This is a genomic window from Stappia sp. P2PMeth1 (assembly GCF_900185735.1).
Lineage (GTDB): Bacteria > Pseudomonadota > Alphaproteobacteria > Rhizobiales > Stappiaceae > Stappia.
This window is the reverse complement of sequence record NZ_FYAW01000021.1, coordinates 65,784-92,386: the sequence shown is the minus strand read 5'-3', so window position 1 is coordinate 92,386 and position 26,603 is coordinate 65,784. Positions and strand designations below refer to the sequence as shown.

Here is a 26,603-nt window from a genome sequence, read left to right as displayed (position 1 = left end):
AAGACCGTCCCGGCGAATGAGTCAACCGAAAAGTTGAATGAAAGCGCGCGCCGGACGCGACAAGGGCCGGACAGCACCCGCCGTCCGGCCCTTGGAGCATCTTGAAGCTTAGGAAAGTCAGCAGGTTACGCCGTCATCCTGTCATGCCGGATCGACGAACCAGCGCCTGGCATTGTCGTAGCAGATGTCGGCGACGAGGCCGGCCGCCATCTCCCGGTCGGGCGGCATCAGGCCCTGTTCCATCCATCCGCCGACCATGTCGCAGAGCAGGCGGCGGAAATATTCGTGGCGGGGGGAGGAGAGGAAGGAGCGGCTGTCGGTCAGCATGCCGACAAAGGTCGACAGCAGCCCCATCTGCGCGAGCTGGGTCATCTGCCGCGCCATGCCGTCGATCTGGTCGTTGAACCACCAGCCGGAGCCGGCCTGCACCTTGCCCGCCACCGTGCCGTCCTGGAAATTGCCGGCGGTGGTGACGATCACCTCGTTGCGGGTCGGATCGAGGCAGTAAAGGATCGTGCGCGGCAGTTCGCCGGTGCGGTCGAGCCCGTCGAGCAGGGCGTTGAGCGGGCCGGCCAGCGGCAGGTCGGCGATGGAATCGCCGCCCGCATCCGGGCCGATGCCGGCGAACAGACGCGAACGAGTGTTGCGGATCGCGCCGATATGGAGCTGCATGACGAGATTGCGGCTGGCATAGGCGCGCCCCAGCGCCAGCAGCACCGAGGTCTGGAAATCGGCGATCTCGTCCTCGGCGAGCGCTCCGCCCGCCAGCCGCTTGGCGAGGATCGCGTCGAGCCGGGCGGCGCCGCTGTCGCGGCCCTGGCGCAGGATCTCGATGCCGTGGTCGCTCGCCCGGCAGCCGGCGGCGACGAAATGGTCGAGCCGGGCGGTCAGCGCGCCGATCAGGTCCTCAAAACTGCGGATCGGAGTTCCGGCCGCCGCGCCGAGCCGCTCCAGATAGGCGGGAAAGCCGTCGAGCTCGATCTTGAAGGCCCGGTCCGGGCGGAAGCTCGGCACCATCCGGAAGCCGAGGGCCGGATCGTCCTTGAGGGCGATATGGTGCTCCAGCGTGTCGCAGGGATCGTCGGTGGTGCCGACCAGTTCGACCTTCATGGCGCGCAGCAGGCCGCGGGCGGAGTGACTGGGCGCGGCGAGCTGGCGGTTGGCCGCGTCCCACACCTTGCCGGCGCTGCGGGCATCGAGCACCACGCCCGCCATGCCGAAACAGCGGGCCAGCTCCAGATGCGACCAGTGATACAGCGGGTTGCCGACGAAGCGCGGCATGGCGGCGGCGAAGGCCTGGTATTTCTCGGCGAAATCCGCCTCGCCGGTGATCAGCCGTTCGTCGATGCCGGCCCAGCGCATCGCCCGCCACTTGTAGTGGTCGCCCTCCAGCCAGATCCGGCCGAGCGTGTCCCAGCGCGTGTCGGCGGCGATGTCGGCCGGCGGCAGGTGGTTGTGGTAGTCGACGATCGGCAGGGGCGCCGCGACCTCGTGATAGAGCCAGGCGGCGCTGTCGCTCGACAGCAGGAAATCGTCTCCAAGGAAGGTCTTCACCGCTCGCTCTCCCGTGGGGTCTCGGCAAGGCGGGCAAGGGCGGCCTCTACCCCGTGCTCGCGCAGTTCCAGATAGGCCGCCTCGATGGCGCCGGCGAAATCCGCCCGTCCGGCAAGCTCGGCGGCGAACACCTCGCGTAAGGACAGCATCTCGCGCAGATAGGCGCGCTCGTCGCCGGCCGCCTGCGAGATGGCGCGGATCCGCTCGGCCAGCGGATCGTTCAGCGGCAGCGGTGTGCCGTCCTGCGCCACGCCCCGGCAATAGGCCAGCCAGCCGGCGACGCCGAGCGCCAGGCGCGGCCAGGGCGTGCCGGTCTCCAGGTGATGGCGGATCGGCGCGAGCAGGCGCTGCGGCAGCTTCTGGCTGCCGTCGGTGGCGATCTGGGTGGTGCGGTGCTTCAGCCGGCTGTTGGCGAAGCGGGCGAGCAGCGCCTCGGCATAGGCGGCAAGGTCGACGCCCTGCGGCATCGACAGGGTCGGCGCCTGTTCGGCCAGCATCAGCCCGCGCGCGGCGCCGGCCAGCAGCGGGTCGGCCATGCAGTCGGAGATGGTGCGCCGGCCGGCCAGCGCGCCGAGATAGGCGAGGAAGGAGTGGCTGCCGTTGAGCATGCGCAGCTTCATCTCCTCGAAGGGGCGCACGTCGGCGACGAATTCGGCGCCGGCCAACTCAAACGGCGGGCGTCCGGCAGCGAAATCGTCCTCGATCACCCATTGCCGGAACGGTTCGCAGACGATGCCCGGCGCGTCGCCGAGCCCGAGTTCGGCGAGCAGCGCCCGCCCGTCCTCGTCCAGCGCCGGCACGATCCGGTCGACCATGGTGCAGGGGAAGGTGACGTTGGCGGCGATCCACTCGGCCAGCGCCGGATCGCGGCGGGCGGCGAACTCCTCCACCACCGCGCGGCAGACGGCGCCGTTTTCCGGCAGGTTGTCGCAGGACAGCAGCGTGAGGCCGCCAAGGCCGGCCTGCCGCCGCCGCGCCAGCCCCTCGACCAGCACGCCGACGGCGGTCTGCGGGGTGTTCGGCGCGGCGAGATCCAGGCGGATGCCCTCATGCTCGGTATCAAGCCGGCCGCCGCGCGAACAGTAGCCCTTTTCGGTGATGGTCAGCGTGACGATGGCAAGCTCCGGCGCGGTAAAGCGCGCGAACAGCGCCTCGCTCCCGTCGCGCAGCGGATGGCAGGTGCCGGCCAGCGCCTCGACGCGCCGCGCCGTCATGCCGCTGTCGTCGGCCGCGACCACCCAGTGGTGCAGGTCGGCCGCCTCCAGCGCGTCGAGCTCCTCGACGCCGGAGTTGACCCGCACCGCGATCATTCCCCAGTCTGGGCCCCAATCGGCCGCGCCGTCCGCCGACATCGCGTCCAGCGTCTCGTCGAGGATGGTCGACAGGAAGGCGCGGGCGAAGGCGCCGAAGCCGAGATGCAGGATGCGGCCGCGCAAGGCTCCGCGGTCATGGATCGGATGGACGATGCGCACGGCATCGCCCGCGGGTGCGCTTGCGGGATGCGGCATCTCAGTCTCCGGCAAGGGATACGCTGTCGCCGGACGCGGCAGGGCGCCCGTTGACGGTGAGCGGGCGGGTCTCGCCGGCCGGCAGCACGACGGTCACCGTGTCGAAGGCCGGGCGGTAATCTCCGCTGCGCGCCAGCGACAGGCGCAGGCCATCCGCATCGCTTGCCAGCTCCATGCGGGTCAGGGCATGGGGCGCGTCGACGGTCAGGCCGTCATCGGCATATTCGAGGCTGACGCCGGCATGGGGGCCGGGCGCGGGGAACAGCGCCAGCGTGCGCCGCGTGTCGCGCGCGGCGTCGGCGCGCGACAGGCCGTCGGCGAGCGGCAGCACCGCGCCGGCGCGCACGAAGAGCGGCATGGAGGCGAGCGTCACCGGCACCGTCACCTCGCGGCCGCCGGCATGCCAGGTGCCGGTCCAGAAGTCCCACCAGCCGCTGCCGTTGTCCGGCAGGTAGAGGCGGCGCTCCGCCGCGCCCGGATCGACGACGCTGGCGACCAGGAGGTCGCGGCCGATCAGGAACTCGTCGCATTCCTCGAAGCAGCGCGGATCGTGCTCGTGGTCGAGGAAGGTCGGGCGCAGCATCGGCTCATGCGCGGCCACCGCCTGGTGCAGGGCGGTGTAGAGATAGGGGACGAGGCGGTAGCGGAAGCGGATCGCCTCGCGCACCAGGTCGGTCGCCTGCGGATACATCCAGGGTTCGTTGACTGTGCCGTCGTCGTTCCAGGAATGGATGGTGAAACGCGGGTGGAAGATGCCGTTCTGCACCCAGCGGACGAACAGTTCCGGGTCAGGCCGCGGGCCGGCGAAGCCGCCGACGTCGTGGCCGATATTGTAGAGGCCGGACAGCGACATGCCGAGGCCCATGCGGATGTTGTAGCGCAGCGTCGCCCAGTCGGTGCGGTTGTCGCCGGACCAGGTCTGGGCGTAGCGCTGCAGCCCCGGCGCGCCGGAGCGCGAGATCAGGTAGGGCCGCCGGTGCGGGGCATGCGCCAGTTGCGCTTCGCGGCTGGCGCGGGTCATCAGCACCGGCATCAGCGGGCGGATCAGGCCGATGCCGATCTCCTCGCCGAAGCCGTGGCAGCGCGCCTGCGCGTCCCACACCTCGTATTCGTTGTTGTCGTTCCAGGTCGAGCCGATGCCGTTGTCGAGCAGCTTGGCGGTGACGTTGTCCTGCCACCAGCGCACCGTCGCCGGGTTGGTGAAGTCGAGATGCGAGCCCTCGTCGTCCCAGAAGGGCGAGCGCTCCGGCGCGCCGGTCTCGCTGTCGCGCACGAAGAGGCCCGCTTCGGCCGCTTCGGCGTAGCGCGGATGGTCCTGCAGCAGGCAGGGCTTGATGTTGGCGGCGAGATGCAGGCCGGCGGCAGCGAAACTCGCCGACATCGCCTTGGGGTCCGGCACCTTGGCGTGGTTCCAGTTGAAGACGTAGCGCTTCGGCCCGATCGAGGTGTAGCCGGAGGAAAGCTGGAAACTGTCGCAGGGAATATCGTGTTCCTCGATCAGCCGGACGAAGCCCTGAAGCTGCTCCTGCGCGTTCTCCGCATCGGTGTAATGCATGGTCGAGCCGGAATAGCCGAGCGTCCACAGCGGCGGGAAGGCGGTGCCGCCGGTCAGCGTCACATGCCGCTTGACGATGCCGAGCACGTCCGGCGCCCAGCTCATGTAATAGTCGAGATCGCCGTCGGCGGCGCGGTAGGCCCGGTAGGGGCGGTGGTAATTGTCGAGCTCGTTGCCGAGGTCGAACCAGCACCCCGCCAGATTGTCGTGGAAGAGGCCGAAGCTGCCGGCCTGCGGCGTGCGGGTCACGGTGAAGGGGATGTGCTTGTAGAGCGGGTCGGTGCTGCGCGCGTCATAGCCCATGGCGTCGAGATTGCGCATCTCGAAGCGGCGGCCCGAGCGCTCCAGGTCGCCGGCCTTCTCGCCGAGCCCGTAGACCTTCTCGCCCGGATGGCGCAGCAGGAAATGCGCATGGGCGTGGTCGCGCAGGCCCAGCAGCACGGCGCCGGTCGGGCGCTCCTCGGCGAACACCGCCCAATGGCCGTCGCCCTGCCGCGCCGACCAGGTGAAGGCGAGCGGGGCGGCGATGTCGAGCCGCAGCACGGAGGTCTCAAGCCGCAGGCCGCCCTCCGTCTCCTCCAGCGTGAAGGGAGGGCAGGGATGGCCGGACAGGTCGAGCCGGTCGCGACCCTGCCACGGCACGTCGGCGCCGCCGCGGGCAAGCTCCGGCGCGACGCTCCAGCTCCGCGGGAGTCGGAACGCGCCGTCCTTGCGCAGGGTGACGCGGACGAGCGCCTCGTCGAGGACGAAGACGGTCATCAGGTGGCGGCCATCGACGCGAAGGTCGATGCCGTCCTCGAAGCGGCGTTCGAGGCGGAAGGTCTTCAGCGGTTTCATTGTCTGGCTCCGCGGATCAGTATCCGAGCAGGAGGCGGGGCAGGGCGAGGCTCAGCTCGGGCACGAAGGTGACCAGCAGCAGCATCGCGATCAGCACGCCGTAGAAGGGCAGCAGCGGCTTCAGCACGTCGCCGATCGAGACCTTGGCGACCGAGCAGCCGACGAACAGGGCCGAGCCGACCGGCGGGGTGCAGATGCCGATGCACAGGTTGAAGGTCATCACCACGCCGAAATGCACCGGGTCCATGCCGAGGCCCGCCACCACCGGCAGGAAGATCGGCGTGAAGATCAGCAGCGCCGGCGTCATGTCCATGAAGGTGCCGACGACGAGCAGGGCGAGGTTGATCACCAGCAGCAGCACGATCGGGTTGTCCGACAGGCCGAGCAGGATGTCGGAGATCGTGTAGGGGATGTCGGCGAAGGCCATCACCTTGGACATGGCGATGGAGCAGCCGATCATCAGCAGCACGATGGAGGTGGTGACGGCCGATTCCAGGATGATGCCGGGCAGGTCGGAGATCTTGATCTCCCGGTACCAGACCAGCGCCAGGAACAGGGTGTAGACCACGGCGGCGGCCGAGGCCTCGGTGGCGGTGAAGACGCCGCCGATGATGCCGCCCATGACGATGAAGATCAGGCCGAGCGGCAGGATCGCGTCGGCCGTCTTGCGCACGACCTCGTCCAGGCTCGGGCGCGGGGCGACCGGGTAGCCGCGCTTCTTGGCGATGATGCCGGCCACCGTCATGATGCCGAGGCCCATCAGGATGCCGGGCACGTAGCCGGCGACGAACAGCGCGGCGATCGAGGTGCCGTTGGTGATCAGCGAATAGACGATGAAGGTGGTCGAGGGCGGGATCAACAGGCCCGTGGGGCAGGAGGCGATGTTGACGGCGGCCGAGTAGGAGGGGGCGTAGCCCTCCTTCTTCTGCAGCGGCGCCATGACGCCGCCGACGGCGGCGGCCGAGGCGACGGCCGAGCCGGAGATCGAGCCGAACATCATGTTGGCCAGCACGTTGCAATGGGCGAGCGAGCCGGGCAGCCGGCCGCCGAGCACCTTGGCGAATTCGATCAGCCGCAGGGCGATGCCGCCGCGATTCATGATGTTGCCGGCCAGGATGAAGAAGGGAATCGCCAGCAGGGTGAAGCTGTCGAGGCCGGAGGCCATCTGCTGGGCGGTGATGTAGACCGACTGGTTGAAGGTCATGAACAGCATGAAGGTCACGACCGTGGCGATGCCGATGGCGAAGGCGATCGGCACGCCGACCGCCATCAGCAGCCCGAAGGACCCGAACAGGGTGAGTGCGCTCTGCAGTTCCATCTGGTCGGCTCCTCAGTCCCGCCGGCCGCCGGCGGGCGTGCCAGGATCGGTATCAGCGTCGGTATCGGCGTCGGTATCGGTCGGGTGGGGCTCGCCGCGGGCATAGCCGACGAGGAACCAGGCGCAATAGAACAGGATCATCCCGCCGGAGAAGGGGATGGCGCCGTAGACATAGCCCATGGGGATGCGCAGGGCCGGCGAGACCTGGCCGGTCGCCAGGGTCCGCGACATCAACTGGATGCCGCCATAGACCATGACGAGGGCGGCGAAGCCGGCGATCAGCAGCATGACGAGGACCGCGAGCGCCCGGGCGGCGCGGGCGCTGACCATCAGCGGCAGCACGTCGATGGCCAGGTGCCGGCCCTGGCCGAGCGTATAGGCGGCGCCGATGAGGCCGGTCCACATGAACAGGAAGCGGGCCATCTCGTCGGTGACGGTGCTCGGGGTGCCGAGCACATAGCGCGAGACGACCTGCCAGACGACACAGGCGACGAGCACCGCGAAGACGGCGGCGATCAGCAGGCCGAGGATCCGGTCGATCCGGGTCTTCAGGGCGTTCATGGCGAAACGCGCCTTGGCGGGGCCGAAAGGCCGGTGGCTGCCATGGTGTCCTCCCGTCTGCGGCCCGTCCATGCGGGCCGGTCTTGTCCGCTTGGCCGACAGACGGCTGCGGTGTTTCTGACATCGCCGATTTCCAAAAATTGGTCAACCAATTTTCAAAACTGGTTGACATGAGGACGGCTCTGAAGAAGTCTCAGGGGCGAGCTGACCTGAATTGGTCGGCCAATCTGTGTGGCCGGCAGACCAGTCGCGGGCCCGCAAGGCCGGGGGCGGCACTGCCGCTCCGGCCGCACAACAACCGGGAGGTACCCCATGCGCATGTCCCTTCGCGCCGCCGCCATCGCCGGCGCGGCCCTGATCGCCTTCGCGTCCGCCGCCGAGGCCCGCACGCTGCGGCTCAACCACAACAATCCGGAAGACCATCCGCTGCACAAGTCGATGGAATTCATGGCCGAGCGGGTCAATGAGCTGACCGGCGGCGACATCAAGATCCGCGTCTATGCCAATGCCCAGCTCGGCAACCAGCGCGAGTCGATGGAGCTGATGCAGAACGGCACGCTCGACATGGCCCGCTCCAACGCCAGCGAGCTGGAGGCCTTCGAGGAGTCCTATGCGGCGCTGAACCTGCCCTTCATCTTCGCCAATGACGACCACTACTACAAGGTCCTGTCCGGCGACATCGGCGACGACATTCTCGCCGCCTCGCACGACAAGGGCTTCGTCGGCATCGCCTTTTATGTCGAGGGTGCCCGCTCCTTCTACGCCAACAAGGAAATCCGCACGCCGGACGACCTCAAGGGCATGAAGATGCGCGTGCAGCCGAGCCCGTCGGCCATCCGCATGGTCGAGCTGCTCGGCGCCAGCCCGACCCCGATCGCCTGGGGCGAGCTCTACAGCGCCCTGCAGCAGGGTGTCGTCGACGGCGCGGAGAACAACCCGCTGGCGCTGACCACCGCCCGCCATGGCGAGGTCTCCAAGATCTATTCCAACAACGAGCACACGATGATCCCGTCGGTGGTGATGGTCTCCACCCAGACCTGGGACGGGCTCACCGAGCAGCAGCAGACCGCGCTGCGGCAGGCCGCGCGCGAATCGATGGACTTCCACCGCGACAACTGGAACCGGGAAGTCGCCGAGGGCATCGAGCTCGCCAAGTCCGAGCTCGGCGTCACCTTCATCGAGGTCGACAAGGCCCCCTTCGTCGAGAAGGTCCTGCCGATGCATGAGGAAGCCGCCGCCAAGTCCGAGCGCGTCGCCGACCTGATCAAGCGGATCAAGGCCGCCGCCGAATAAGGCGTCATCCGAAAGCTGTCCGCGTCCCGGCCGCGTGCCGGGGCGCGGGCCTTCCCCGTCCGCGCCTGCCCCCATCCCCGACGAGAGGGGCCGTTCCGGAGTTCGCTCGTGCTTGAACGTTCCGCCCTTGCCGAAAACGCCCTGCAGGCTCTGCATGACGAGGACTATGACCGTCCCTACAACACGCAGGCGCTCAATCACGAGACGATGATCTTCGTCGGCGGCCGCACGCCCGTCAGCCTCGACGGCGCCTGGAATTTCTGCGTCGACCTGCTCGACACCGGCCTGCGCCAGAAGTGGTTCGCCATGCAGCCGATGCCGGCGGAAGAGCGAAGCGAGCCCTGGGACTACGATCCCTATGAGGGCGACACCGTGCCGGTGCCCTCCTGCTGGCAGATGCTGAAAGAGACGTGGTACTTCTTCGAGGGCAGCGCCTGGTACACCCGGCCGCTCGACATGCCGCAGGACCTCGGCTCCGGCCGCCGCTTCCTGCGCGTCGGTGCTGCCCAGTACGACTGCAAGGTCTTCCTCAACGGTGCGTTCCTCGGCAACCATTATGGCGGCTCGACGCCGTTCTTCTGCGAGTTGACCGGCCACCTGCGCCCCGGCCGCAACTGGCTGATGCTGATGGTCAACAACACGCGCACGCTCGACCGCGTGCCGATGCGCAACACCGACTGGTTCAACTATGGCGGCCTCTACCGCGAGGTTTCGCTCTTTGAGACGCCGACGAGCGTGATCCGTGACCTTTTCGTGCATCTGGTGCCGGACGGCAGCTATCGCCGCATCCGCGCCGCCGTCGAGGTCGATGGCGGGGCGCGCGAGGCGGTGCTGGAGATCGCCGAACTCGGCATCCGCCAGACGATCGCGCTCGGCGCCGACGGCCGCGGCGAGGCCCTCGTCGAGGCGCGCCCGGAGCTGTGGTCGCCGGAGAGCCCGAGGCTCTATGCCGTGTCGCTTGCCGCCGGCGACGACCGGGTCGAGGACCGCATTGGCTTCCGCCAGATCGAGCGGGTCGGCGACGAGATCCGCCTCAACGGCCGCTCGCTGTTCCTGCGCGGCATTTCCGTGCATGAGGACGACCGCGAGCTCGGCAAGGTGACGAGCGAGGCGGACCTGCGCCGCCGCTTCGCCGATGCCCGTGATCTCAACTGCAATTACCTGCGCCTTGCCCATTATCCGCATCACGAGATGGCGGCGCGGCTGGCCGACGAACTCGGCTTCCTGCTGTGGGAGGAGATCCCGGTCTATTGGGCGATCGCCTTCGACAATCCGGCGACCTATCGCGACGCGCGCAACCAGCTCATCGAGCTGATCAAGCGCGACCGCAACCGGGCGAGCGTCATCATCTGGTCGGTCGGCAACGAGAATCCGGACACCGACGCGCGGCTCGACTTCATGAAGGGCCTCGCCGACACCGCCAAGGCCTTCGATCCGACGCGCCTGACCTCGGCCGCCTGCCTCGTCAACCACGCCCGCAACCGCATCGAGGACCGGCTCGCCGAGCATATCGACGTGATCGGCATCAACGAATATTACGGCTGGTACGAGGAGAATTTCGAGGATCTCGTCGAGATCGGCCGCAATTCCGATCCGGGCAAGCCGGTGGTCATCTCCGAGACCGGGGCGGACGGCGCCATCGGCGAGGGCGCCCCGGCGCGCGGCCTGTTCAGCGAAGCTTATATGACTGAGGTCTACGAAAAGCAGATCGAGACCCTGCGCGCGCTCTCCTATGTCAAGGGCATGTCGCCTTGGATTCTCTACGATTTCCGGGTTGAACGCCGGCAAAATATCTTCCAGCGTGGTTTCAACAAGAAGGGCCTGATCGCCGCCGACAAGGCGACGCGCAAGGACGCCTTCGCGGTGCTGTCGGCCTATTATGCCGAGCGCCGCGACGCGGAGGCGGGCGGGGAGGAGATGGCATGACCGGAGATGCGGGCGGCAAGCGGCGCTACGAGGATGTCGCGGAGGCCCTGAAGCGGGAGTTGGCGAGCGGCGGCTACAAGGTCGGCGACCGCATCAAGACCGAACGGCAGATGTCGGAGGAACTCGGCGTCAGCCGCTCGCTGGTGCGCGAGGCCGTCATCATGCTGGAGATCGAGGGCTTCGTCGATGTCCGCAAGGGCTCGGGCATCTATGTGGCGCGGCTGCCGTCGGGCGAGAGCCCGACCAGCGGCGGCGATATCGGCCCGTTCGAGCTGCTGCAGGCCCGGCAGGTGCTGGAGAGCAGCATCGCCGCCTTCGCCGCCTCGACCGTCACCAAGGCCGACATCCTGCGCATGCGCCAGGCGCTGGACATGGAACGCAAGGCCATCGAGACCGGGTCGGAAGACTATTCCGGCGACGAGCTGTTCCATCACCTGATCGCCGAGGCGACGCAGAACAGCGTCTTGGTCGACATGATCGACGAGCTGTGGCGCAAGCGCGAACAGAGCCCGATGTGGGCGCGCCTGCACAGCCGCATCTTCGACAGCGGCTATCGCGGCCAGTGGCTGGAGGATCACCAGGCGATCCTCACCGCCCTGCAATGCCGCGATCCGCGCGCCGCGCGCCAGGCCATGTGGCAGCACCTGGAAAACGTCCGCCAGACCCTGCTCGAACTGTCGGATGTCGATGATCCGCAATTCGACGGCTACCTCTTCGACAGCGGGCCGGTCGCCGCCGCAAGCACCTGACCGCCGCCGTCGATCCCATTCATCTCCTCGCCCGAGGGAAACGAACGCAATGCAGCAGACATGGCGCTGGTTCGGCCCGTCCGATCCGGTCACCCTCACAGACATCCGCCAGGCCGGCGCGACCGGCATCGTCACGGCCCTGCACGACATGCCGAACGGCACCGTGTGGCCGCGCGAGGCGATCCGCGCCCGCCGCGAGATGATCGAGGCGGCCGGCCTCGTCTGGGCCGTGGTGGAAAGCATCCCGGTGCATGAGGACATCAAGACGGCGGCGCCCGGCTGGCAGCGCCATGCCGAGGCCTGGGCGAGAAGCGTCGAGAATCTCGCCGCCGAGGGCGTGCGCACGATCTGCTACAATTTCATGCCGGTGCTCGACTGGACCCGCACCGAGCTTGCGCATGAACTCCCGGACGGCGCCCGCTGCCTGCGCTTCGACCAGGCGCGGTTCGCCGCCTTCGACCTGTTCATCCTGGCGCGCGAGGGGGCCGAGGCCGACTATGCGCCGGCCGAGATTGAGGCCGCCCGGCGCCTGCATGCCGGCATGGACGCTGGCGAGATCGCCCGGCTCACCGATACGATCATCGCCGGCCTGCCGGGCTCGGAGGAAAGCTACTCGCTGGAGAGCTTCCGCGCGCGGCTTGCCGCCTATGCCGGCATCGACGCGGCCGCCCTGCGCGGCCAGCTTGCCGCCTTCCTCGCCATCGTCCTGCCGGCGGCGGAGCGGGCCGGGGCGGTGCTCGCCATCCATCCGGACGACCCGCCGCGTGCGCTGTTCGGCCTGCCGCGCATCGTCTCCTGCGAGGCCGACATGGCGGCCATCGCGGCAATGTCGGCGAGCCCGGCCAACGGCTTCACCTTCTGCACCGGCTCCTACGGGGTGCGGGCGGACAACGACCTGCCGGCGATGCTGGCGCGGTTCGGCGAGCGGGTGCATTTCCTGCATCTGCGGGCGACGAAGCGCGAGGCGGACGGGCGCAGCTTCCACGAGGCCGCCCATCTCGACGGCGATGTCGACATGGTCGCGGTGATTTCGCAGGTGGTGCGCCTCGAGCGGCGGCGCGACCTTGCCCTGCCGATGCGGCCCGACCACGGCCACCAGTTGCTCGACGACCTGCGCCGGGTGTCGACGCCGGGCTATCCGGCGATCGGCCGGCTGCGCGGTCTTGCCGAGCTTCGCGGCGTCGAGCGGGCCGTCGCGGCGCTGCTGCCGAGCTTGTAAACGGGTCTTCCGCCCCCGATACTCTTGCCTCGGCCGGTCAAGGTCTGCGATACCTGTCCGTGCAAGGGATCCGCCACGGCGCGGATCGACAGCCTGCGGACGGGAAGCGGACCTTACCATGCGACTGGCCTACACGACGTCTGCCGGACGCGGCGACATGGATACGGTGCTCGCCCGGGTCACTGAGCGGCTCGAGGGGCGCGGCTTGCGGGTCCTCGGCGTCGTCCAGATCAACACCGCCTGCGAGGACGACCGCCCTTGCGACATGGACGTCAAGGTGCTGCCGGACGGGCCCTTGATCCGCATCTCGCAGTCGCTGGGGCCGCAGTCGCGCGGCTGCCGTCTCGATCCGCAGGGGCTGGAACAGGCGGTCGGCGAGACCGCCGCACGGCTCGCCGGCGGCGGCGACGTGCTGATGATCAACAAGTTCGGCAAGCAGGAGGCCGAGGGCAGGGGCTTTCGCGACGTGATCGCCGAGGCGCTGGCCGCCGGCATGGCGGTCATCGTCGGCGTCAACGGGCTCAACCTGCCGGCCTTCCTCGACTTCTGCGGCGACATGGCGACCCGGCTGCCGGCCGATGTCGAGGCCATCGCGGCCTGGGCGGATGCCGCCGTCGCCACCGTCTCCGAGGACGCGTAAGGCTCAGCCCGTCAGCGCGACGCTTTCCAGCACGGCCTCACCGATGCAGATCATCGTGCCGGCGCCATTGGCGATGGTGAGGCGCAGGACCAGCTCCGTGCCTCCGCCCTCCAGCGGACGGATCCGCGCGAGGCGCCCGCCGATGACAATGCCGTCGCCGACCGCCAGCGGCTTGACGAAGCGGGTGGAGAGGCCTTTGAGCCGCGCGCCCGGCAGCCAGTTCCGGATCGCGCCCTCAAGGCGGCCCATCACCAGCATGCCGTGGACGATGGGGCCGGGCAGGCCGGCGGCGCGGGCGGCCGCCGCATCGAGATGGATCGGGTTGCGGTCGCCGGAGGCCTGCGCATAGGCGGCGACGGCCGCCGCATCGAGGATCGCAAGCTTCGTGTCGTCGAAGCGGTGGCCGACGGCAAGGGTGCTCATGGCGCGCGCTCGCGATTCTCGAACAGCACGATCTCGGCGCGAAACTCCTGCAGGAACGTGCCCTCCGTCTCGCCGCGCACCCGGCCGCGCAGGGTGAGGCGGTCGGCGCGCTCCTCGTGCCGCTTCCAGTCGACGGCGACCGTGTAGCGGCGGTCCATCTGCAGCGGCGCGTGGAAGACGAAGTCCTGCGCCTGGTGGACCAGCGCGGCGGCGCGCTCGGCGGCGAGGTCCGCCAGTTGCGCCAGCACCTTGGGATGGGAGAACACGGTGAAGGCATAGGTTGCCGGCACCAGTTCGGCAGGCACCGGCTCGGCGGGGGCCCCGAGCGCGGCGGCGAAGGCGGCGACGGCGGCACGGTCCGTCGCAAGCTCCAGCTCGGCGATCCCGGTCCAGCCCGTGTCGCCCGCTCCGCCCATCGGTCACACCCTCCGGATGGCGATGGTGGCGTTGATCCCGCCGAAGGCGAAGGAATTGCTGATCGCCGCATCGATCGGCCGGGCGCGCGCGGTGTTGGGCACCGGGTCGGCCAGGCATTTGGGGTCCGGCGCCAGCCAGTTGATCGTCGGCGGGGCGATGTTGTCGCGCAGCGCCTGGACGGTGATCACCAGTTCGATGGCGCCCGCCGCGCCCAAGGCATGGCCGTGGATCGGCTTGGTCGAGGAGACGGAAACCTCGCCGATATGGGCGCCGAACACCTGGCGCAGCGCCTCGCTCTCGGAAATGTCGTTGAGCACCGTGCCGGTGCCATGGGCGTTGACATAGCCGATGTCCCGCGGCGTCAGGCCGGCATCGGCCAGCGCATTGGCCATGGCGGCGGCCGGTCCCTCGACCGTCGGGCGCAGCAGGTCGCCGGCATCGCTGGTCGTGCCGTAGCCGGCGATCTCGGCCAGCGGCGTCGCCCCGCGCTTCAAGGCGTGCTCCAGCTCCTCGATCACCAGCACGGCGGCGCCTTCGCCCAGCACCATGCCGTTGCGCTTGTCGGAGAACGGCCGGCAGGTTTCCGGCGCCATCACCCGCAGCACCTCCCAGGCGCGGAAGGTCGCCGGCGTCAGCAGCGCCTCGCTGCCGCCCACCAGCATGGCGTCGGCCATGCCGGCGCGGATCATCTGCAAGCCGTAGCCGACCGCCTGGGTGCCGGAGGCGCAGGCGCTGGAGATCGCCAGCGAGGGGCCGCGCACGCCGTAGCGCATGCTGATCTGCGAGGCGGCGGCGTTCGGCATCACCTTGGCGATGGTCAGCAGGTCGGTGCGCGTCTCGGTGACGTAGAAGGCATAGTGCCCGTCGTCGGTGGTCCAGGAGCCGCCGATGCCCGAGCCGATGATCGCGCCGAAGCGGGGGCCGAGCGGCGCGCCCGTGTCGAGGCCGGCGTGTTTCAGCGCCTCGTCGGCGGCGACCAGCGCGAGCTGCGCGAAACGGTCGGTGGTCTTGAGCTCCTGCTCGCTCAGATGCGCGGCCGGATCGAAACCGGCGATATGCGCGGCGCGGGTGATGCGCTGGCGCGGATAGCGGTCGAGGCGGAAGTCCGACACGCCGCTGCGACCCTCGCGCGCGGCCTCCCACAGGGCGGGCACCCCGGAGCCGGCAGCGGTGATCGCGCCCAGTCCGGTGACGACGACGCGCCGGCCTGCCGCCGTCACGCGGCGGCTTCCTTCATCCGCGCGGCGAGCACCTTGAGGAAGTCGCCCACCGTGCTGGCCTCGGCCAGATCGCCGTCGACGGGAATATAGACGCCGAATTCCTCCTCGATCGCCATCAGGATGACGACCATATCGGCGGACTGGATGCCGAGATCCTCGAAGCTGGCTTCCGGCACCAAGGCCTCGCGCCCGACCATGCCTTCCTTCGCCACCAGATCGAGCAGGCGCTCGATCGTTGCGCTATCCATCCCCTCGGCCGTTTGTGCCATGTCAGCCTCGTACCTGCGATTTGCAACGTGTTTTGCCGATGTCATAAGGGGTAAGCCGACTTGGTTCCAGCAGGAAAGTGAAAATAAGGTCGCGCCCCGGCGCCCCTCCCGGCGGGTGCCGGCAGGCCGCCTCCCTTCGCGCGCCTGGCCGCGCGGCTTGCGGGATCGCGGCGGCTCCACTATTGACGTCCTGTCCCTATGGCTAGGGCGACACGGCCGGGCCGCAAGCCGGGCGCGAGACGAGGCAGAATCGGGGCAACGGCACGGCATGGAACAGTCTCTGGAAGCCGGAGCGGGGGAGGCGGGGCCCGACGGTTCGTCGACGGCGGACGCCTCGCGCGGCGCCCGGCTCGCCGGGTGGGTCGCGGCGCTGCCGGTGGTGATTATTCCCGGCTTTGCCATCTACATGATGGTCTGGGCCCGCTGGGCCTTCTACGAGCGCCACCCCGACTACATCCTGCGCAGCGCGCCGACGGTCAGCCGCGCCATCACCGATCCGGCCATCGGCGACCCCTTCGCCGCCGCGATCCTTGCCGTCGCCATCGTCATCGCGCTGGCGATGGTGCCGCTGTCCTTTGCCTTCCTCGGGGCGATTTCCGCGCGCGCCGGCCATCTGCCGCGCGTTGCGACCAGCCTGCGGCGGCTGATGGCGGTGTTCCTGGTGATGCAGGCGCTCGGCACCACGGGCATGGTCATCTGCACCCAGGTGACCTTCCGCCACGATCACGACCTGCACATGCTCGGCAGCTACCTGTTCTTCGTGTTCCAGGCGCTGTCGATCCTGATGAGCGGCATTCTCACCACCCGGCTGCTTCGCCTGCCGGACACGGGACGGCCGACCTATCTGCGCCTCGGCTCGCGCTACACGCGCCTGCGCCGCGACCTTGCCTTCGTCACCGCCGGCCTTGCCGGGTTCTATGTGCTGCTGTTCCTGGTCAAGGGGCTGGACCTGCCGATCCCCGAATACGACATCTACTATGCCTATACGGTGCAGGAGATCGTCACCATCTCGGCCTATATCGTCCACTTCATGCTCTATGCGCCGGAGATCTACCGGATGGCCCGCGATTTCGCCGCCGGATCGCGCTCCCGTCGCCTGATCCGGGGCGCCTGATCCTTGGTTCCTGAGTCCCGGCGCCTGATCCGTCAGGGCCGGGGCGTTGCCATCGCCGCGCGGGCAAGCTCCGCCGAGCACGGCTCCACCGCCTGCTGCAACTCGGCCATGAAGGCGCCGCTGGACAGTCCGGGGGCAAGCGCCGGCAGGATCTCGATGGTGATGCGGCCGGGAAATTTCCAGGGACTGTTGCGCGGCCAGAACAGGCCGGAATTCAGCGCCACCGGCACGCAGGGCACCTGCAGCGCCCGGTACAGCGCGGCGACGCCCGGACGGTAGTTCGGGGCGGAGAGCGGCGCGCTGCGCGTTCCTTCGGGAAAGATCACCACCTGCCGGCCGTCGGCGATGCGCCGCTTCGCCTGGCGGATCAGGCTCATCAGGGCGCTGGCGCCGGCGTTCCGGTCGATGGCGATATGGCCGAGCCGCCACATGCCCCAGCCGGCGACCGGGATCAGCGTCAGCTCGCGCTTCAGCACGAAGGCCGGGTCGGTCAGGATCACCTGCAGCGCCAGCGTCTCGAAGGCCGACTGGTGCTTGGCGGCGATCAGGCAGGGCCCCTCCGGCAGGTTTTCCCGCCCGCGCACCTCGTAGGCGAGCCCGACGGTCAGCCGCAGCAGGGCGAGCCAGCCATGCACGACGAGGCGCGCCACCTTGCGTGTCACCGCGCGCGGCAGCAGCATCAGGATGCAGGCCGGCGCCAGCAGCACCAGGCTGGCGATCACCAGCCCCTGGAAGGCGAGCGAGCGCAAGACCACGCGCGCGCTCGCGCGCGGCGGTGTCCAGACGGCTGGAGCAGGCACCGGGGCTCCGTCTGTGGCCATGGGGTCAGTCCCGGTCCCGCGGCGCGCCGATGGCAAGGCTGAGCCGCGCCACGCCCTCGATCTCGCCCTCCAGGAGGTCGCCGGGCTGCAGCGCCGCGACGCCGGCCGGGGTGCCGGTGAAGATCAGGTCGCCCGGCTTCCGCTCCACCGAGGCGCTGCAGATCGCGACGATGTCCGCCACCGGCCAGATCTGGTCGGCAAGGTCGCCCTGCTGGCGCAGCTCGCCGTTGACCTTCAGGGCAATGCGCCCGCTCTTCGGGTGGCCGATGCGGCTTGCCGGCACCAGCGGCGAGCAGGGGGCGGAGCGGTCGAAGGCCTTGCCCCAGTCCCAGGGCCGGCCGAGGTCCTTGGCCTGCTGCTGCAGGTCGCGGCGTGTCAGGTCGAGGCCGATGCCGTAGCCCCAGATGTGGCTTTCCGCATCCTCCGGTGCGATGTCGCGCCCGCCGCGGCCGATGGCGACGACCAGTTCCACCTCGTGATGCAGGTCCGCCGTCAGCGGCGGATAGGGGAGGGTGCCGCCGGCATCGCATACCGCGTCGGCGGGCTTGGTGAAGAAGAACGGCGGCTCGCGGTCCGGGTCCTTGCCCATCTCGCGGGCATGGGCGGCATAGTTGCGCCCGACGCAGAACACCCGGCGGATCGGAAAGCGTGCGTCCGTCCCCTCGACCGCGACATCGGCGGCCGGAGGCGGGGCAATCACGTAGTCGGTCACGGAAAGTCTCCTCTCGGGGGGCCGCGTGCGGGGCGCCGGCGAAGCTCCGCTCCGGCATGCGGGGCGCTCCTGTTTACGCCCTTGCCGGGAGCCGGTCCAGTGGGCGGCGGAGCATGCCTGGCGGGGCGGCGCCGGCTATGTGGCGATGACGATTGTCTTTGTTTTTTTGCAATGCAACAATGGCGGCAACAACAGCGTGAACGAGACCTGTGGGAGCGGACGATGACGGGGCGTATCATTTCGGTCGCGCAGCAAAAGGGCGGCTCGGGCAAGACGACGCTGGCGGCGCATCTTGCCGTGGCGCTGGCCGCGCGCGGCGCCTTTCCGGTCGCCGTGGTCGATATCGACCCGCAAGGCTCGCTCGGCACCTGGTACGAGGCCCGCGAGGGCTCGCTCGGCGACGGCGCGACCGGTCTTTCCTTCCGCACCTCCAGCGGCTGGGGCGCCCGGCGCGAGGCGCGTTCGCTCGCCCGCGACCACGGTCTCGTCATCCTCGACACGCCGCCCAAGACAGACTCCGACGTGCGCCCGGCGATCGAGGCCGCCGACCTCGTCTTGGTGCCGATGCAGCCGACGCAGGTCGACCTGTGGGCCACCGGCCAGACGGTCGACATCGCCCGCCGCGAGGGCACCGATGCGCTCGTCGTGCTGAACCGCGTTCCGCCGCGCGCCGCGCTGACCGCCGAGGTGATGGGGCTGATCGGCGAGAACGGTTTCACCGTCGCCGCCGCCCGGCTCGGCAACCGCACGGCCTTCGCCGCCTCGATGGGCGAGGGGCTGACGATCCTGGAGACGGAGGCGCGCGGCAAGGGCGCGGATGAGGCCCGCCTGCTTGCCGAAGAGGTCGCGCGGCTGCTCGGCCTGGAGGTTTAGAAGCGGTCAGCCCCCGGCCGCGTCATCCTGCGCGCCGTCGATGACGGCCAGCGCCTGCGCACCGCTCACCCGGTCGGGCAAGGCCAGGAAATCGCCATAGCGGGCGAGCGCGTTGCCAAGCAGCCTGTCGTAGCGGGCCTTGGGCACGTCCAGCGCGCCGAACTGGGCAAGGTGCTCGGTGACGAACTGGGCGTCCAGCAACTCGTAGCCGCCGGCGATCAGCCGCGCCACCAGATGGCTCAGCGCCACCTTCGAGGCGTCGCGCTCGCGCGCGAACATGCTCTCGCCGAAGAAGGCGGCGCCCAGCGACACGCCGTAGAGCCCGCCGACCAGTTGCCCGTCGCGCCAGGCCTCCACCGTGTGGCAATAGCCCATGTCGTAGAGCGCGCCATAGAGGCGGCGGATCTCGCTGTTGATCCAGGTCTTGCGGCGGTCGTCGGTGGGGGCGGCGCAGCCGTCGATCACGCCCTGGAAATCGTGGTCGATGCGGATCTCGAACACGTCCTGGCGCAGGGTGCGGCGCAGGCGGCGCGGGATATGGAAACCGTCGAGCGGCAGGATGCCGCGATGTTCCGGCTCGATCCAGAAGAGGTTCGGGTCCTCGGCCGACTCGGCCATCGGAAAGATGCCGCAGGCATAGGCCTTGAGCAGCACCTGCGGCGTGATGACCAGCGGATCGCGGGTGTTCCTGCCCATGGCTGCCTTTCCTCGGCGGACGATCGAAGGCGGGCGGTCGGAAGGCGGGCGGCGCCGGTCGCCGCCCATCTCCTCAGGTGCCCATCTTCTCAGGTATCCGTCTTCTCAGGTATCCGTCTTGGCCGCGAGATATTTCTCCAGCCAGTGGATGTCGTACATGCCGTTGGCGATGTCCTGGTTGTCGACCAGGTCGCGAAACAGCGGAATGGTCGATTCGATGCCGTCGACCACGAATTCGTCGAGGCAGCGGCGCAGCCGCATCATGCACTCCACCCGGTTGCGGCCATGCACGATCAGCTTGCCGATCAGGCTGTCGTAATGCGGCGGGATCCGGTAGCCCTGATAGACGCCGGAATCGACGCGTACGCCGAGACCCCCGGGCGGGTGGTAATAGGTGATCTTGCCCGGCGAAGGCGCGAAGCTGCGCGGGTTCTCCGCATTGATCCGGCATTCGATGGCATGGCCCTCGAACACCACATCCTCCTGGCGCAGCGTCAGTTCGGCACCGGAGGCGATGCGGATCTGCTCGTTGACCAGGTCGATACCGGTAATCATTTCAGTCACCGGATGTTCCACCTGCAGGCGGGTGTTCATCTCGATGAAGTAGAACTGGCCGTCCTCGTAGAGGAACTCGATCGTGCCGACGCCGCGGTATTTCAGCTTGCGCATGGCGGCGGCGACGATCTCGCCGATCTCCTTGCGCTGCGCCGCGTTCAGCGCCGGGGAGGGGGCTTCCTCCCAGACCTTCTGGTGGCGGCGCTGCAGCGAGCAGTCGCGCTCGCCGAGGTGAATGGCGTTGCCCCGGCCGTCGCCCAGCACCTGGATCTCGATGTGGCGCGGCTTGCCGAGATACTTCTCCATGTAGAGCGCATCGTCGCCGAAGGCGGCCTTGGCTTCCGAGCGGGCCGTCGACAGCGCGGTGTCGAGGTCCTTCTCGCTGAGCGCCACCTTCATGCCGCGTCCGCCGCCGCCGGCCGCCGCCTTGACCAGCACCGGATAGCCGATCTCGCGGGCGATGGCATGGGCGTCGTCCGCCGGCGTCACCGCGCCGTCGGAGCCGGGCACCACCGGGATGCCCAGGTCGCGCGCCGTCTGCTTGGCGGCGATCTTGTCGCCCATGATGCGGATATGCTCGGCGGTCGGGCCGATGAAGCCGATGTCATGGGCTTCGAGGATCTCGGCGAAGCGGGCGTTTTCCGACAGGAAGCCGTAGCCCGGATGCACCGCGTCGGCGCCGGTGATCTCGCAGGCGGCGAGCAGTTGCGGGATGTTGAGATAGCTGTCGCGCGCCGGCGGCGGGCCGATGCAGACGCTTTCGTCGGCAAGGCGCACATGCATGGCATCGGCATCGGCGGTCGAGTGCACGGCCACCGTCTGGATGCCAAGCTCCTTGCACGCGCGCAGCACCCGCAGCGCGATCTCGCCGCGATTGGCGATCAGGATCTTGGTGAACATGGGCTTTGTCCCCGTCACTCGATGACGACGAGGGGCTCGCCGTACTCCACCGGCTGGCCGTCGTCGACAAAGATCGCGGTCACCCGTCCGGCGCGCGGCGCCGGGATCTGGTTCATGGTCTTCATGGCTTCGACGATCAGCAGCGTGTCGCCGGCGGCGACCGTGTCGCCGATCTCGACGAAGGTGCGCGCACCCGGCTCCGGCGAGCGGTAGGCGGTGCCGACCATCGGCGAGAGCACCGCGCCCGGATGGCTTGCCGCCTCGGCGGCGGCGACCGGGGTGGCGACGACCGGCGCCGGCGCGGCGGCAGCGGCGCGGGCGAAGGAGACCGGAGCCTCGACCGTCACCTGACGGGCGACGCGGACGCGGAAGTCGTCCCGCTCCAGCTCGATCTCGGTCAGATTGGTCTCGTCGAGCAGCATCGCGAGCTGGCGAATCAGGTCCTGGTCGATCTGGTCTTTCTTTTCCGACATGGGCTTGTCTTGGTCTTTTCGTGGTTGGTCGGGCGCCGCGCGCCCGAAGGTCATGGCCGGATGACGGTCGACAGCGCTTCCAGCGCCAGCCGGTAGCCCGTCGGGCCGAAGCCGCAGATCACGCCGAGCGCGACCGGCGACACGTAGGAGCGGTGGCGGAACGCCTCGCGGGCATGGACGTTGGACAGATGGACCTCGACGGTCGGGATCTGCACCGCCCGGATCGCGTCGTGAAGCGCCACCGAGGTGTGGGTATAGGCCGCCGGGTTGATCACCAGGCCCTGGGCGACGTCGCCCGCCTCCTGGATCCAGTCGACCAGCACGCCCTCGTGGTTGGTCTGGCGGAACTCGATGTCCAGGTCCAGATCCTCGCCGACATCGCGGCACAGCCGCTCGATATCGGCCAGCGTCGCCGTTCCGTAGGTGGAAGGCTCCCGTGTTCCGAGCCGGTTGAGGTTCGGCCCGTTGAGGACATAGATGGCGGCGGACATGGATTCCCCGTTGAGGGTCCCTTGAAGGCTCCGCAACGGGGCCCGCAAGGGACGACGCGCCGCACAAGGCGCCGCGTCACGATACCTGCCTCTTATAGGGACAAGCGGGGATGAGGAAAAGACCTCATCTTGCCGCTGCCCGCGCCCATGGCTTCGGCGCTCAGCAGGTCGCCTGGCCGCAATTGCGCATGGCCGAGATCTTGCCCTTGAGCTGGTCGTAGCCGACCGCGCCCATCACCACCTCGTCGCCGATCACATAGGACGGGGTGCCGGTCAGGCCGAGCCGGTTGGCGAGCATGTAGACCTCCTCGAGGGTGGTGTTGACCTCGCTCTTGCCCAGCGTCTCCTCGACCTTGGCAGCGTCGATGCCGGCGGCCGTCGCGGCGGCCAGCGCCGAGGCCTTGTTGGCCTGGCCGCGCACGCCCATCAGCTCGCGGTGGAAGTCGTGATACTTCTCCGGCGCCACCAGGTTGACGGCGACCGCCACCTGCGCCGCCTCGACCGAGCCCTGGCCCAGCACCGGGAATTCCTTGAGGACGATCCGCAGCTTGCCGTCCTCCTTCAGCAGCCGTTCCATGTCGACCATGGCGCGCTTGCAGTAGCCGCAATTGTAATCGAAGAACTCGACCAGCGTGACGTCGCCCTCGCGGTTGCCGAGCTCCACCTGGCGGGTGGAATCGAACAGGATGTCGGCCACCGTCGACAGCGCGTCGGAGCGGGCCTTGTTGGCGGCGGCGATCTCGCGGCGCTCCAGCTCCTCCAGCGCCTCGCGGATCACCTCCGGGTTCTGGACGAGGTAGTCGCGCACGATGGCCTCGACATCGCCGCGCTGCAGCGGCGCGTCCTGGGCGAGCGCCAGCGGCGACAGGAGGAGGGCCAGCGTCGCGGCGGCGGCCAGTACGAGTTTCTTCATTCGGGTCTCCAGCGGCCGGGTGGGTCCGGCCTCGTTGGCGGGTGCCGTCGCAGTGTCGCTTGCGCTCACGAGCGGCCGGGAAGCTGCGGTGGTTTATAGGACACGATATCATCGGCCTGCAGCCATGCGGGCGTGCCGGGCTTCAAATTTTTTTGTGCGCGGGCGGCGTAGCGCTTGGCCGCCTGGAAGTCGCCGCGCGCCATCAGCCCGCGCGCGGTCGCCACATCCGCCTCCGCCGTCTTGCCCTGGCGGCCGAGCGCGATGGCGAGCTGCGAATGGCCGATCGGCGAGTTCTCGTCCACCTGCAGGCCGGCCTTGAGGATCTTCTCGGCCTCCGGCAGCAGCGCGTTGTCGTTGGCCGCGACCAGCGCGAAGCCGAGCCAGATCTGGAACTGCGCCTCGCGCGGGCGCAGGCTCAAGGCCTGGCGGAACGGCGCGATGGCCGCCTTGGGGTTGCCGGATTCCAGCAGCGCCTGGCCCTTCAGCTCGTGGAAATAGGGATTGTCCGGCTGCCGGCGGATCAGCTTGTCGATCGCCTCGACCGCTTCGCTGCGGCTGCGCGTGCGCATGGTGACGACGGCCCGCGCATATTCGGCCGGCAGCGAGCTGTCGGAGCGCGGGTAGTCGCGCGCCACCGTGCTCGGATGGGCGGTGAAGGCGATCAGCTTGGCCCGCACCATGTCGTGGCGGGCCTGCAGTCGCGGGTCTTCCGGCGTGTCCCAGTAGGGGCTCTGGCGCGCCACCGTCTCGAGCTGGGTCAGCCGCTCGCGCGGCATCGGGTGGCTCTGCGCGTAAGGGTCGGTGTACTGGGCCGAGAACAGCGTCTGGTCGGCGAAGCGCGAGAAGGTCTTCAGCATGCCGCGCGCCGACTGGCGGGTCTTCTGCAGATAGGTGAGGGCGGCGCGGTCGGCGACCGATTCCTCGCCGCGCCGATAGGCGAGCAGCGAGCGGTGGGCCAGCCCCGCGCCGGCGGTCAGGGCGCCGGCGCCGCCCTGGGCAATGTCGCTTGAGCCGGAGCTGGAGCCGGCGGCGATGGCGCCGGCACCCAGCACCGCGCCGATCACCGCGATCACCTGGGCATTGGCCAGCGCCTGGCGCAGCCGCACCAGATGGTTGCCGGAGATGTGGCCGATCTCATGCGCCAGCACGCCGATCACCTCGCCCGGCGTCTCGGCGTCGATGATCACCCCGACATTGATGAAGATGCGGCGGGCATCGGCGACGAAGGCGTTGAAATCGTTGCGGTTGACCAGGATGATGTCGACCTGCTGGCGGGCGATGCCGGCGGCGTCGAAGATCGGCCCGGCATAGTCACGCATCAAGGCTTCGGTCTCCGCGTCGCGCACCAGGGGCAGGCTGCCCTGCGCCCGCGCGGCCGTGCCCATCGGCGTCAGCGCCGGCCCCAGCGCCAGCACGCCGGCCATCGCCAGCGCGGCGCTCCGGCGCAGAAGTCCGCGCAGCAGTCCGTGCAGAGGTCGGCGCAGCAGCCTGTGCAGCAGCCCGCACGCCGGGCTGCGGCTTGCATCCGTGCGGCGCACCGCGGGCGATGCCGTGCCGGTTCGGTCGAGCGAGCGGAAGGACCCCATCTTCTGCCTCTTGCCTGTTGTGCCTCTTGCCGGATCAGCCTGTTGCCGGATCAGCCTCTTGCCGGATCTGTCTGCTGCCGGATCTGTCTGCTGTCAGTCGGGCCGGCGGGCAAAATCCCGCTCCTCCCGCGCCGCGAGCCTCGACAGCGGCCCGCGCGAAGGGTAGGGAGCCCGTGACGGGCGGTCAACTGCTCCGGCGCCCCTGCCTGCCCACCCGTCTGCCCACCCGTCTGCCTGCCCGACTGCCTCCCTGTCTTGACGCGGCAAATGCGGCGCGAGATAGGCAGACTGGGGCGTTTTCCGTCACTTTGCCGTCATGAGCGTACACAGGACCTTTCCATGCCGCATCCCTCCCGCCGGTCCGACGTCGAGCCGTTCCTCGCCATGGACGTTTTGTCGCGCGCCAATGCCCTGGAGGCGGAGGGCGCCCGCATCCTGCATATGGAGGTCGGCCAGCCCGGCGCGCCGGCTCCGACGCCGGTGCTCGCGGCGGCCCGCGCGGCGCTGGAGGGCGGGCGCATCGGCTATACCGAGGCGCGCGGGCTCGCCGGCCTGCGGCAGGCGATCGCCGGCTATTATCGCGACACCCACGGCCTCGATGTGCCGCTGTCGCGGATCGTCGCCACCACCGGCTCGTCGGCCGGCTTCAACCTCGCCTTCCTCGCCGCCTTCGATGTCGGCGACCGCGTGGCGATCACCGCGCCCGGCTATCCGGCCTATCGCAACATCCTGAAAGCGCTGGGTCTCGTCCCGGTCGAGATCGAGGTCGGCGCCGACACCCGCTGGGCCCTGACGCCGGCGCTGCTGGAGGCCGCCCATCGCGAGGGCCCGCTCAAGGGCGTTCTGGTCGCCTCGCCGGCCAATCCCACCGGCACGATGATGACGCCGCAGGCGCTCAAGGCCTTGAGCGATGCCTGCGAGGCGCTCGATATCCGCTTCATCTCCGACGAGATCTATCACGGCCTCGTCTTCGACGGCGAGCAGGAGACGGCGCTCTCCTTCACCGACAAGGCCATCGTCATCAACAGTTTCTCGAAATACTACTGCATGACCGGCTGGCGCATCGGCTGGATGGTGCTGCCGGAGGATCTGGTCCGCCCGGTCGAGCGCATCGCCCAGAGCCTTTACATCTCGCCGCCGGAACTGTCGCAGCGGGCAGCGGCCGCCGCTTTCGGCGCGCGCGACGAGCTGGAGGCGGTGAAGGCCGGCTATGCCCGCAACCGCGCGCTGTTGCTGGAGCGCATGCCGACGCTCGGCTTCACCGAACTGCTCCCCGTCGACGGCGCCTTCTATCTCTATGCCGGCATCCGTCCCTTCGCCAATGACAGCCTCGCCTTCGCCTCGCGGATGCTGGAGGAGGCCGGCATCGCGGCAACACCGGGCCCGGATTTCGACCCGGTCAACGGCCGCTCCTACATGCGCTTTTCCTTCGCCGGCGACCATGCGGTCATCGCCGAGGCTGTCGACCGCCTCGCCGACTGGCTGCCCCGGGCCGGGTGAGGGGGGCGCATTTCGCTCCGCCCTCGCGTTTCGTCCTTCCGGACGGCGCGCCCTTCCGCGCTCGTCCGTTTCCGTGCGTCCTCCCGGACGCAATCCTCTCCTTTCGTCATCCCGGGCGCGCGCTAGCGCGACCCGGGACCGGCGAGCCGAGGGCCTGCCCGAAACGCTCCCGGCCGTCCCCACGAACGTTCGTGGCTCCCCGGTCCCGGATCGTCGGCCTTCGGCCTCGTCCGGGAGGACGCGGGGAGAGGCATGTGCGACAAATATCCGCTGAGGGCGCCATTGGTTCCCGGCTCTCCGGCTTCGCCTGCGGCCGGGATGACCTCCGTGGGGGAGGCACGGCCTCACCCCATCTCGGAGGTCACCCCCGGTCGCGCGCAAGCACGCGCCGGTCAACCTACCCTCGGGGGCGTCCCTTCGGTGCCCCTGCCGTCACCCCACCCTCCGAGGTCACCCCGGCCGCGCGCAAGCGCAGAGCCG

The 26,603-nt window shown here is 69.3% G+C and carries 25 protein-coding genes; 8 read left to right on the top strand and 17 right to left on the bottom strand.

All coding sequences use genetic code 11. The features are described 5' to 3' along the window. Positions 1–141: 141 nt before the first annotated feature. From uxaC to P2PM1_RS14200, 5 genes are read right to left on the bottom strand one after another with little or no spacing between them, the layout of a single operon-like run. Positions 142–1,554: a glucuronate isomerase gene (uxaC, locus tag P2PM1_RS14220; RefSeq protein ID WP_186399499.1), complete on the bottom strand. Its 1,413-nt coding sequence runs from the start codon at positions 1,552–1,554 to the stop codon at positions 142–144. After that, a complete protein-coding gene (locus P2PM1_RS14215) occupies positions 1,551–3,062 on the bottom strand; it encodes a mannitol dehydrogenase family protein (protein WP_186399498.1) in 1,512 nt (503 codons plus the stop codon). Before P2PM1_RS14215 ends, uxaC begins: the two co-directional genes overlap by 4 nt. 1 nt (position 3,063) lies before the next feature. After that, entirely contained in the window at positions 3,064–5,454 is a 2,391-nt protein-coding gene (locus P2PM1_RS14210; RefSeq protein WP_186399497.1) for a TIM-barrel domain-containing protein, read from the bottom strand. A gap of 16 nt (positions 5,455–5,470) precedes the next feature. Further along, on the bottom strand, positions 5,471–6,772 hold the full coding sequence (locus P2PM1_RS14205) for a TRAP transporter large permease (RefSeq protein ID WP_186399496.1): 1,302 nt from the start codon (positions 6,770–6,772) through the stop codon (positions 5,471–5,473). A gap of 12 nt (positions 6,773–6,784) precedes the next feature. Beyond that, entirely contained in the window at positions 6,785–7,405 is a 621-nt protein-coding gene (locus P2PM1_RS14200; RefSeq protein WP_208985280.1) for a TRAP transporter small permease, read from the bottom strand. Positions 7,406–7,645: 240 nt separating this feature from the next. On the opposite strand from P2PM1_RS14200, the gene P2PM1_RS14195 reads away from it, so the two are divergent. The 5 genes from P2PM1_RS14195 to P2PM1_RS14175 all read left to right on the top strand — a co-directional run bounded on the left by P2PM1_RS14195 (position 7,646) and on the right by P2PM1_RS14175 (position 13,160). Next, a complete protein-coding gene (locus P2PM1_RS14195) occupies positions 7,646–8,626 on the top strand; it encodes a TRAP transporter substrate-binding protein (RefSeq protein ID WP_186389247.1) in 981 nt (326 codons plus the stop codon). Between the two features lie 108 nt (positions 8,627–8,734). Continuing rightward, the gene (locus tag P2PM1_RS14190; protein WP_186399495.1) at positions 8,735–10,552 is read left to right on the top strand and encodes a glycoside hydrolase family 2 protein; all 1,818 of its coding nucleotides are present in this window, start codon (positions 8,735–8,737) and stop codon (positions 10,550–10,552) included. Beyond that, entirely contained in the window at positions 10,549–11,301 is a 753-nt protein-coding gene (locus tag P2PM1_RS14185) for an FCD domain-containing protein (RefSeq protein ID WP_186399494.1), read from the top strand. Before P2PM1_RS14190 ends, P2PM1_RS14185 begins: the two co-directional genes overlap by 4 nt. Before the next feature lie 49 nt (positions 11,302–11,350). Beyond that, a complete protein-coding gene (gene uxuA / locus P2PM1_RS14180) occupies positions 11,351–12,520 on the top strand; it encodes a mannonate dehydratase (RefSeq protein ID WP_186399493.1) in 1,170 nt (389 codons plus the stop codon). Between the two features lie 118 nt (positions 12,521–12,638). Then, complete coding sequence (locus P2PM1_RS14175) at positions 12,639–13,160, top strand: DUF2478 domain-containing protein (protein ID WP_186399492.1); 522 nt, start codon at positions 12,639–12,641, stop codon at positions 13,158–13,160. Between the two features lie 3 nt (positions 13,161–13,163). Here P2PM1_RS14175 and P2PM1_RS14170 read toward each other — a convergent pair whose 3' ends face one another. Genes P2PM1_RS14170 through P2PM1_RS14155 form a run of 4 tightly spaced genes read right to left on the bottom strand, consistent with a single transcriptional unit; the run spans position 13,164 to position 15,489 of the window. Then, positions 13,164–13,583: a MaoC family dehydratase gene (locus tag P2PM1_RS14170; RefSeq protein WP_186399491.1), complete on the bottom strand. Its 420-nt coding sequence runs from the start codon at positions 13,581–13,583 to the stop codon at positions 13,164–13,166. Continuing rightward, entirely contained in the window at positions 13,580–13,999 is a 420-nt protein-coding gene (locus P2PM1_RS14165; protein ID WP_186399490.1) for a hypothetical protein, read from the bottom strand. The genes P2PM1_RS14170 and P2PM1_RS14165 overlap by 4 nt, the downstream gene beginning before the upstream one ends. 3 nt (positions 14,000–14,002) lie before the next feature. Beyond that, on the bottom strand, positions 14,003–15,220 hold the full coding sequence (locus P2PM1_RS14160) for a beta-ketoacyl synthase (protein WP_186399489.1): 1,218 nt from the start codon (positions 15,218–15,220) through the stop codon (positions 14,003–14,005). Then, complete coding sequence (locus P2PM1_RS14155; protein ID WP_186389255.1) at positions 15,217–15,489, bottom strand: phosphopantetheine-binding protein; 273 nt, start codon at positions 15,487–15,489, stop codon at positions 15,217–15,219. The genes P2PM1_RS14160 and P2PM1_RS14155 overlap by 4 nt, the downstream gene beginning before the upstream one ends. Before the next feature lie 268 nt (positions 15,490–15,757). Here P2PM1_RS14155 and P2PM1_RS14150 point away from each other — a divergent pair, with 268 nt between their 5' ends. After that, positions 15,758–16,603 (top strand): hypothetical protein, encoded by an 846-nt coding sequence (locus P2PM1_RS14150; RefSeq protein ID WP_186399488.1) that lies wholly within the window; start codon positions 15,758–15,760, stop codon positions 16,601–16,603. A gap of 32 nt (positions 16,604–16,635) precedes the next feature. Here the strand turns inward: P2PM1_RS14150 and P2PM1_RS14145 are convergent, their stop codons facing one another. Both P2PM1_RS14145 and P2PM1_RS14140 read right to left on the bottom strand, forming a co-directional pair. Continuing rightward, positions 16,636–17,424 (bottom strand): 1-acyl-sn-glycerol-3-phosphate acyltransferase, encoded by a 789-nt coding sequence (locus P2PM1_RS14145; RefSeq protein WP_186399487.1) that lies wholly within the window; start codon positions 17,422–17,424, stop codon positions 16,636–16,638. A gap of 4 nt (positions 17,425–17,428) precedes the next feature. Then, positions 17,429–18,136, bottom strand: a complete 708-nt coding sequence (locus P2PM1_RS14140; RefSeq protein WP_186399486.1) for a fumarylacetoacetate hydrolase family protein — start codon at positions 18,134–18,136, stop codon at positions 17,429–17,431. Positions 18,137–18,358: 222 nt separating this feature from the next. Here P2PM1_RS14140 and parA point away from each other — a divergent pair, with 222 nt between their 5' ends. After that, positions 18,359–19,009 carry a ParA family partition ATPase gene (gene parA / locus P2PM1_RS14135; RefSeq protein WP_186399485.1) on the top strand — a complete coding sequence of 217 codons (651 nt, stop codon included), beginning with the start codon at positions 18,359–18,361 and terminating at the stop codon, positions 19,007–19,009. Between the two features lie 6 nt (positions 19,010–19,015). On the opposite strand, the gene aat is transcribed toward parA, so the two are convergent. The 6 genes from aat to P2PM1_RS14105 form a co-directional block, all read right to left on the bottom strand. Next, on the bottom strand, positions 19,016–19,705 hold the full coding sequence (aat, locus tag P2PM1_RS14130) for a leucyl/phenylalanyl-tRNA--protein transferase (RefSeq protein ID WP_186399484.1): 690 nt from the start codon (positions 19,703–19,705) through the stop codon (positions 19,016–19,018). Positions 19,706–19,810: 105 nt separating this feature from the next. Next, positions 19,811–21,160 (bottom strand): acetyl-CoA carboxylase biotin carboxylase subunit, encoded by a 1,350-nt coding sequence (gene accC / locus P2PM1_RS14125; protein WP_186399483.1) that lies wholly within the window; start codon positions 21,158–21,160, stop codon positions 19,811–19,813. A 14-nt stretch (positions 21,161–21,174) separates the two neighbouring features. Next, on the bottom strand, positions 21,175–21,633 hold the full coding sequence (gene accB / locus P2PM1_RS14120) for an acetyl-CoA carboxylase biotin carboxyl carrier protein (RefSeq protein ID WP_186389262.1): 459 nt from the start codon (positions 21,631–21,633) through the stop codon (positions 21,175–21,177). Between the two features lie 50 nt (positions 21,634–21,683). Beyond that, entirely contained in the window at positions 21,684–22,124 is a 441-nt protein-coding gene (aroQ, locus tag P2PM1_RS14115; RefSeq protein WP_186389263.1) for a type II 3-dehydroquinate dehydratase, read from the bottom strand. Positions 22,125–22,284: 160 nt separating this feature from the next. Beyond that, positions 22,285–23,037, bottom strand: a complete 753-nt coding sequence (locus P2PM1_RS14110) for a DsbA family protein (protein ID WP_186399482.1) — start codon at positions 23,035–23,037, stop codon at positions 22,285–22,287. 65 nt (positions 23,038–23,102) lie between these two features. After that, the gene (locus tag P2PM1_RS14105; protein ID WP_186399481.1) at positions 23,103–24,623 is read right to left on the bottom strand and encodes a M48 family metalloprotease; all 1,521 of its coding nucleotides are present in this window, start codon (positions 24,621–24,623) and stop codon (positions 23,103–23,105) included. 339 nt (positions 24,624–24,962) lie between these two features. Here P2PM1_RS14105 and P2PM1_RS14100 point away from each other — a divergent pair, with 339 nt between their 5' ends. Continuing rightward, positions 24,963–26,123 (top strand): pyridoxal phosphate-dependent aminotransferase, encoded by a 1,161-nt coding sequence (locus P2PM1_RS14100; RefSeq protein ID WP_186399480.1) that lies wholly within the window; start codon positions 24,963–24,965, stop codon positions 26,121–26,123. The last annotated feature ends 480 nt before the right edge of the window (positions 26,124–26,603 follow it).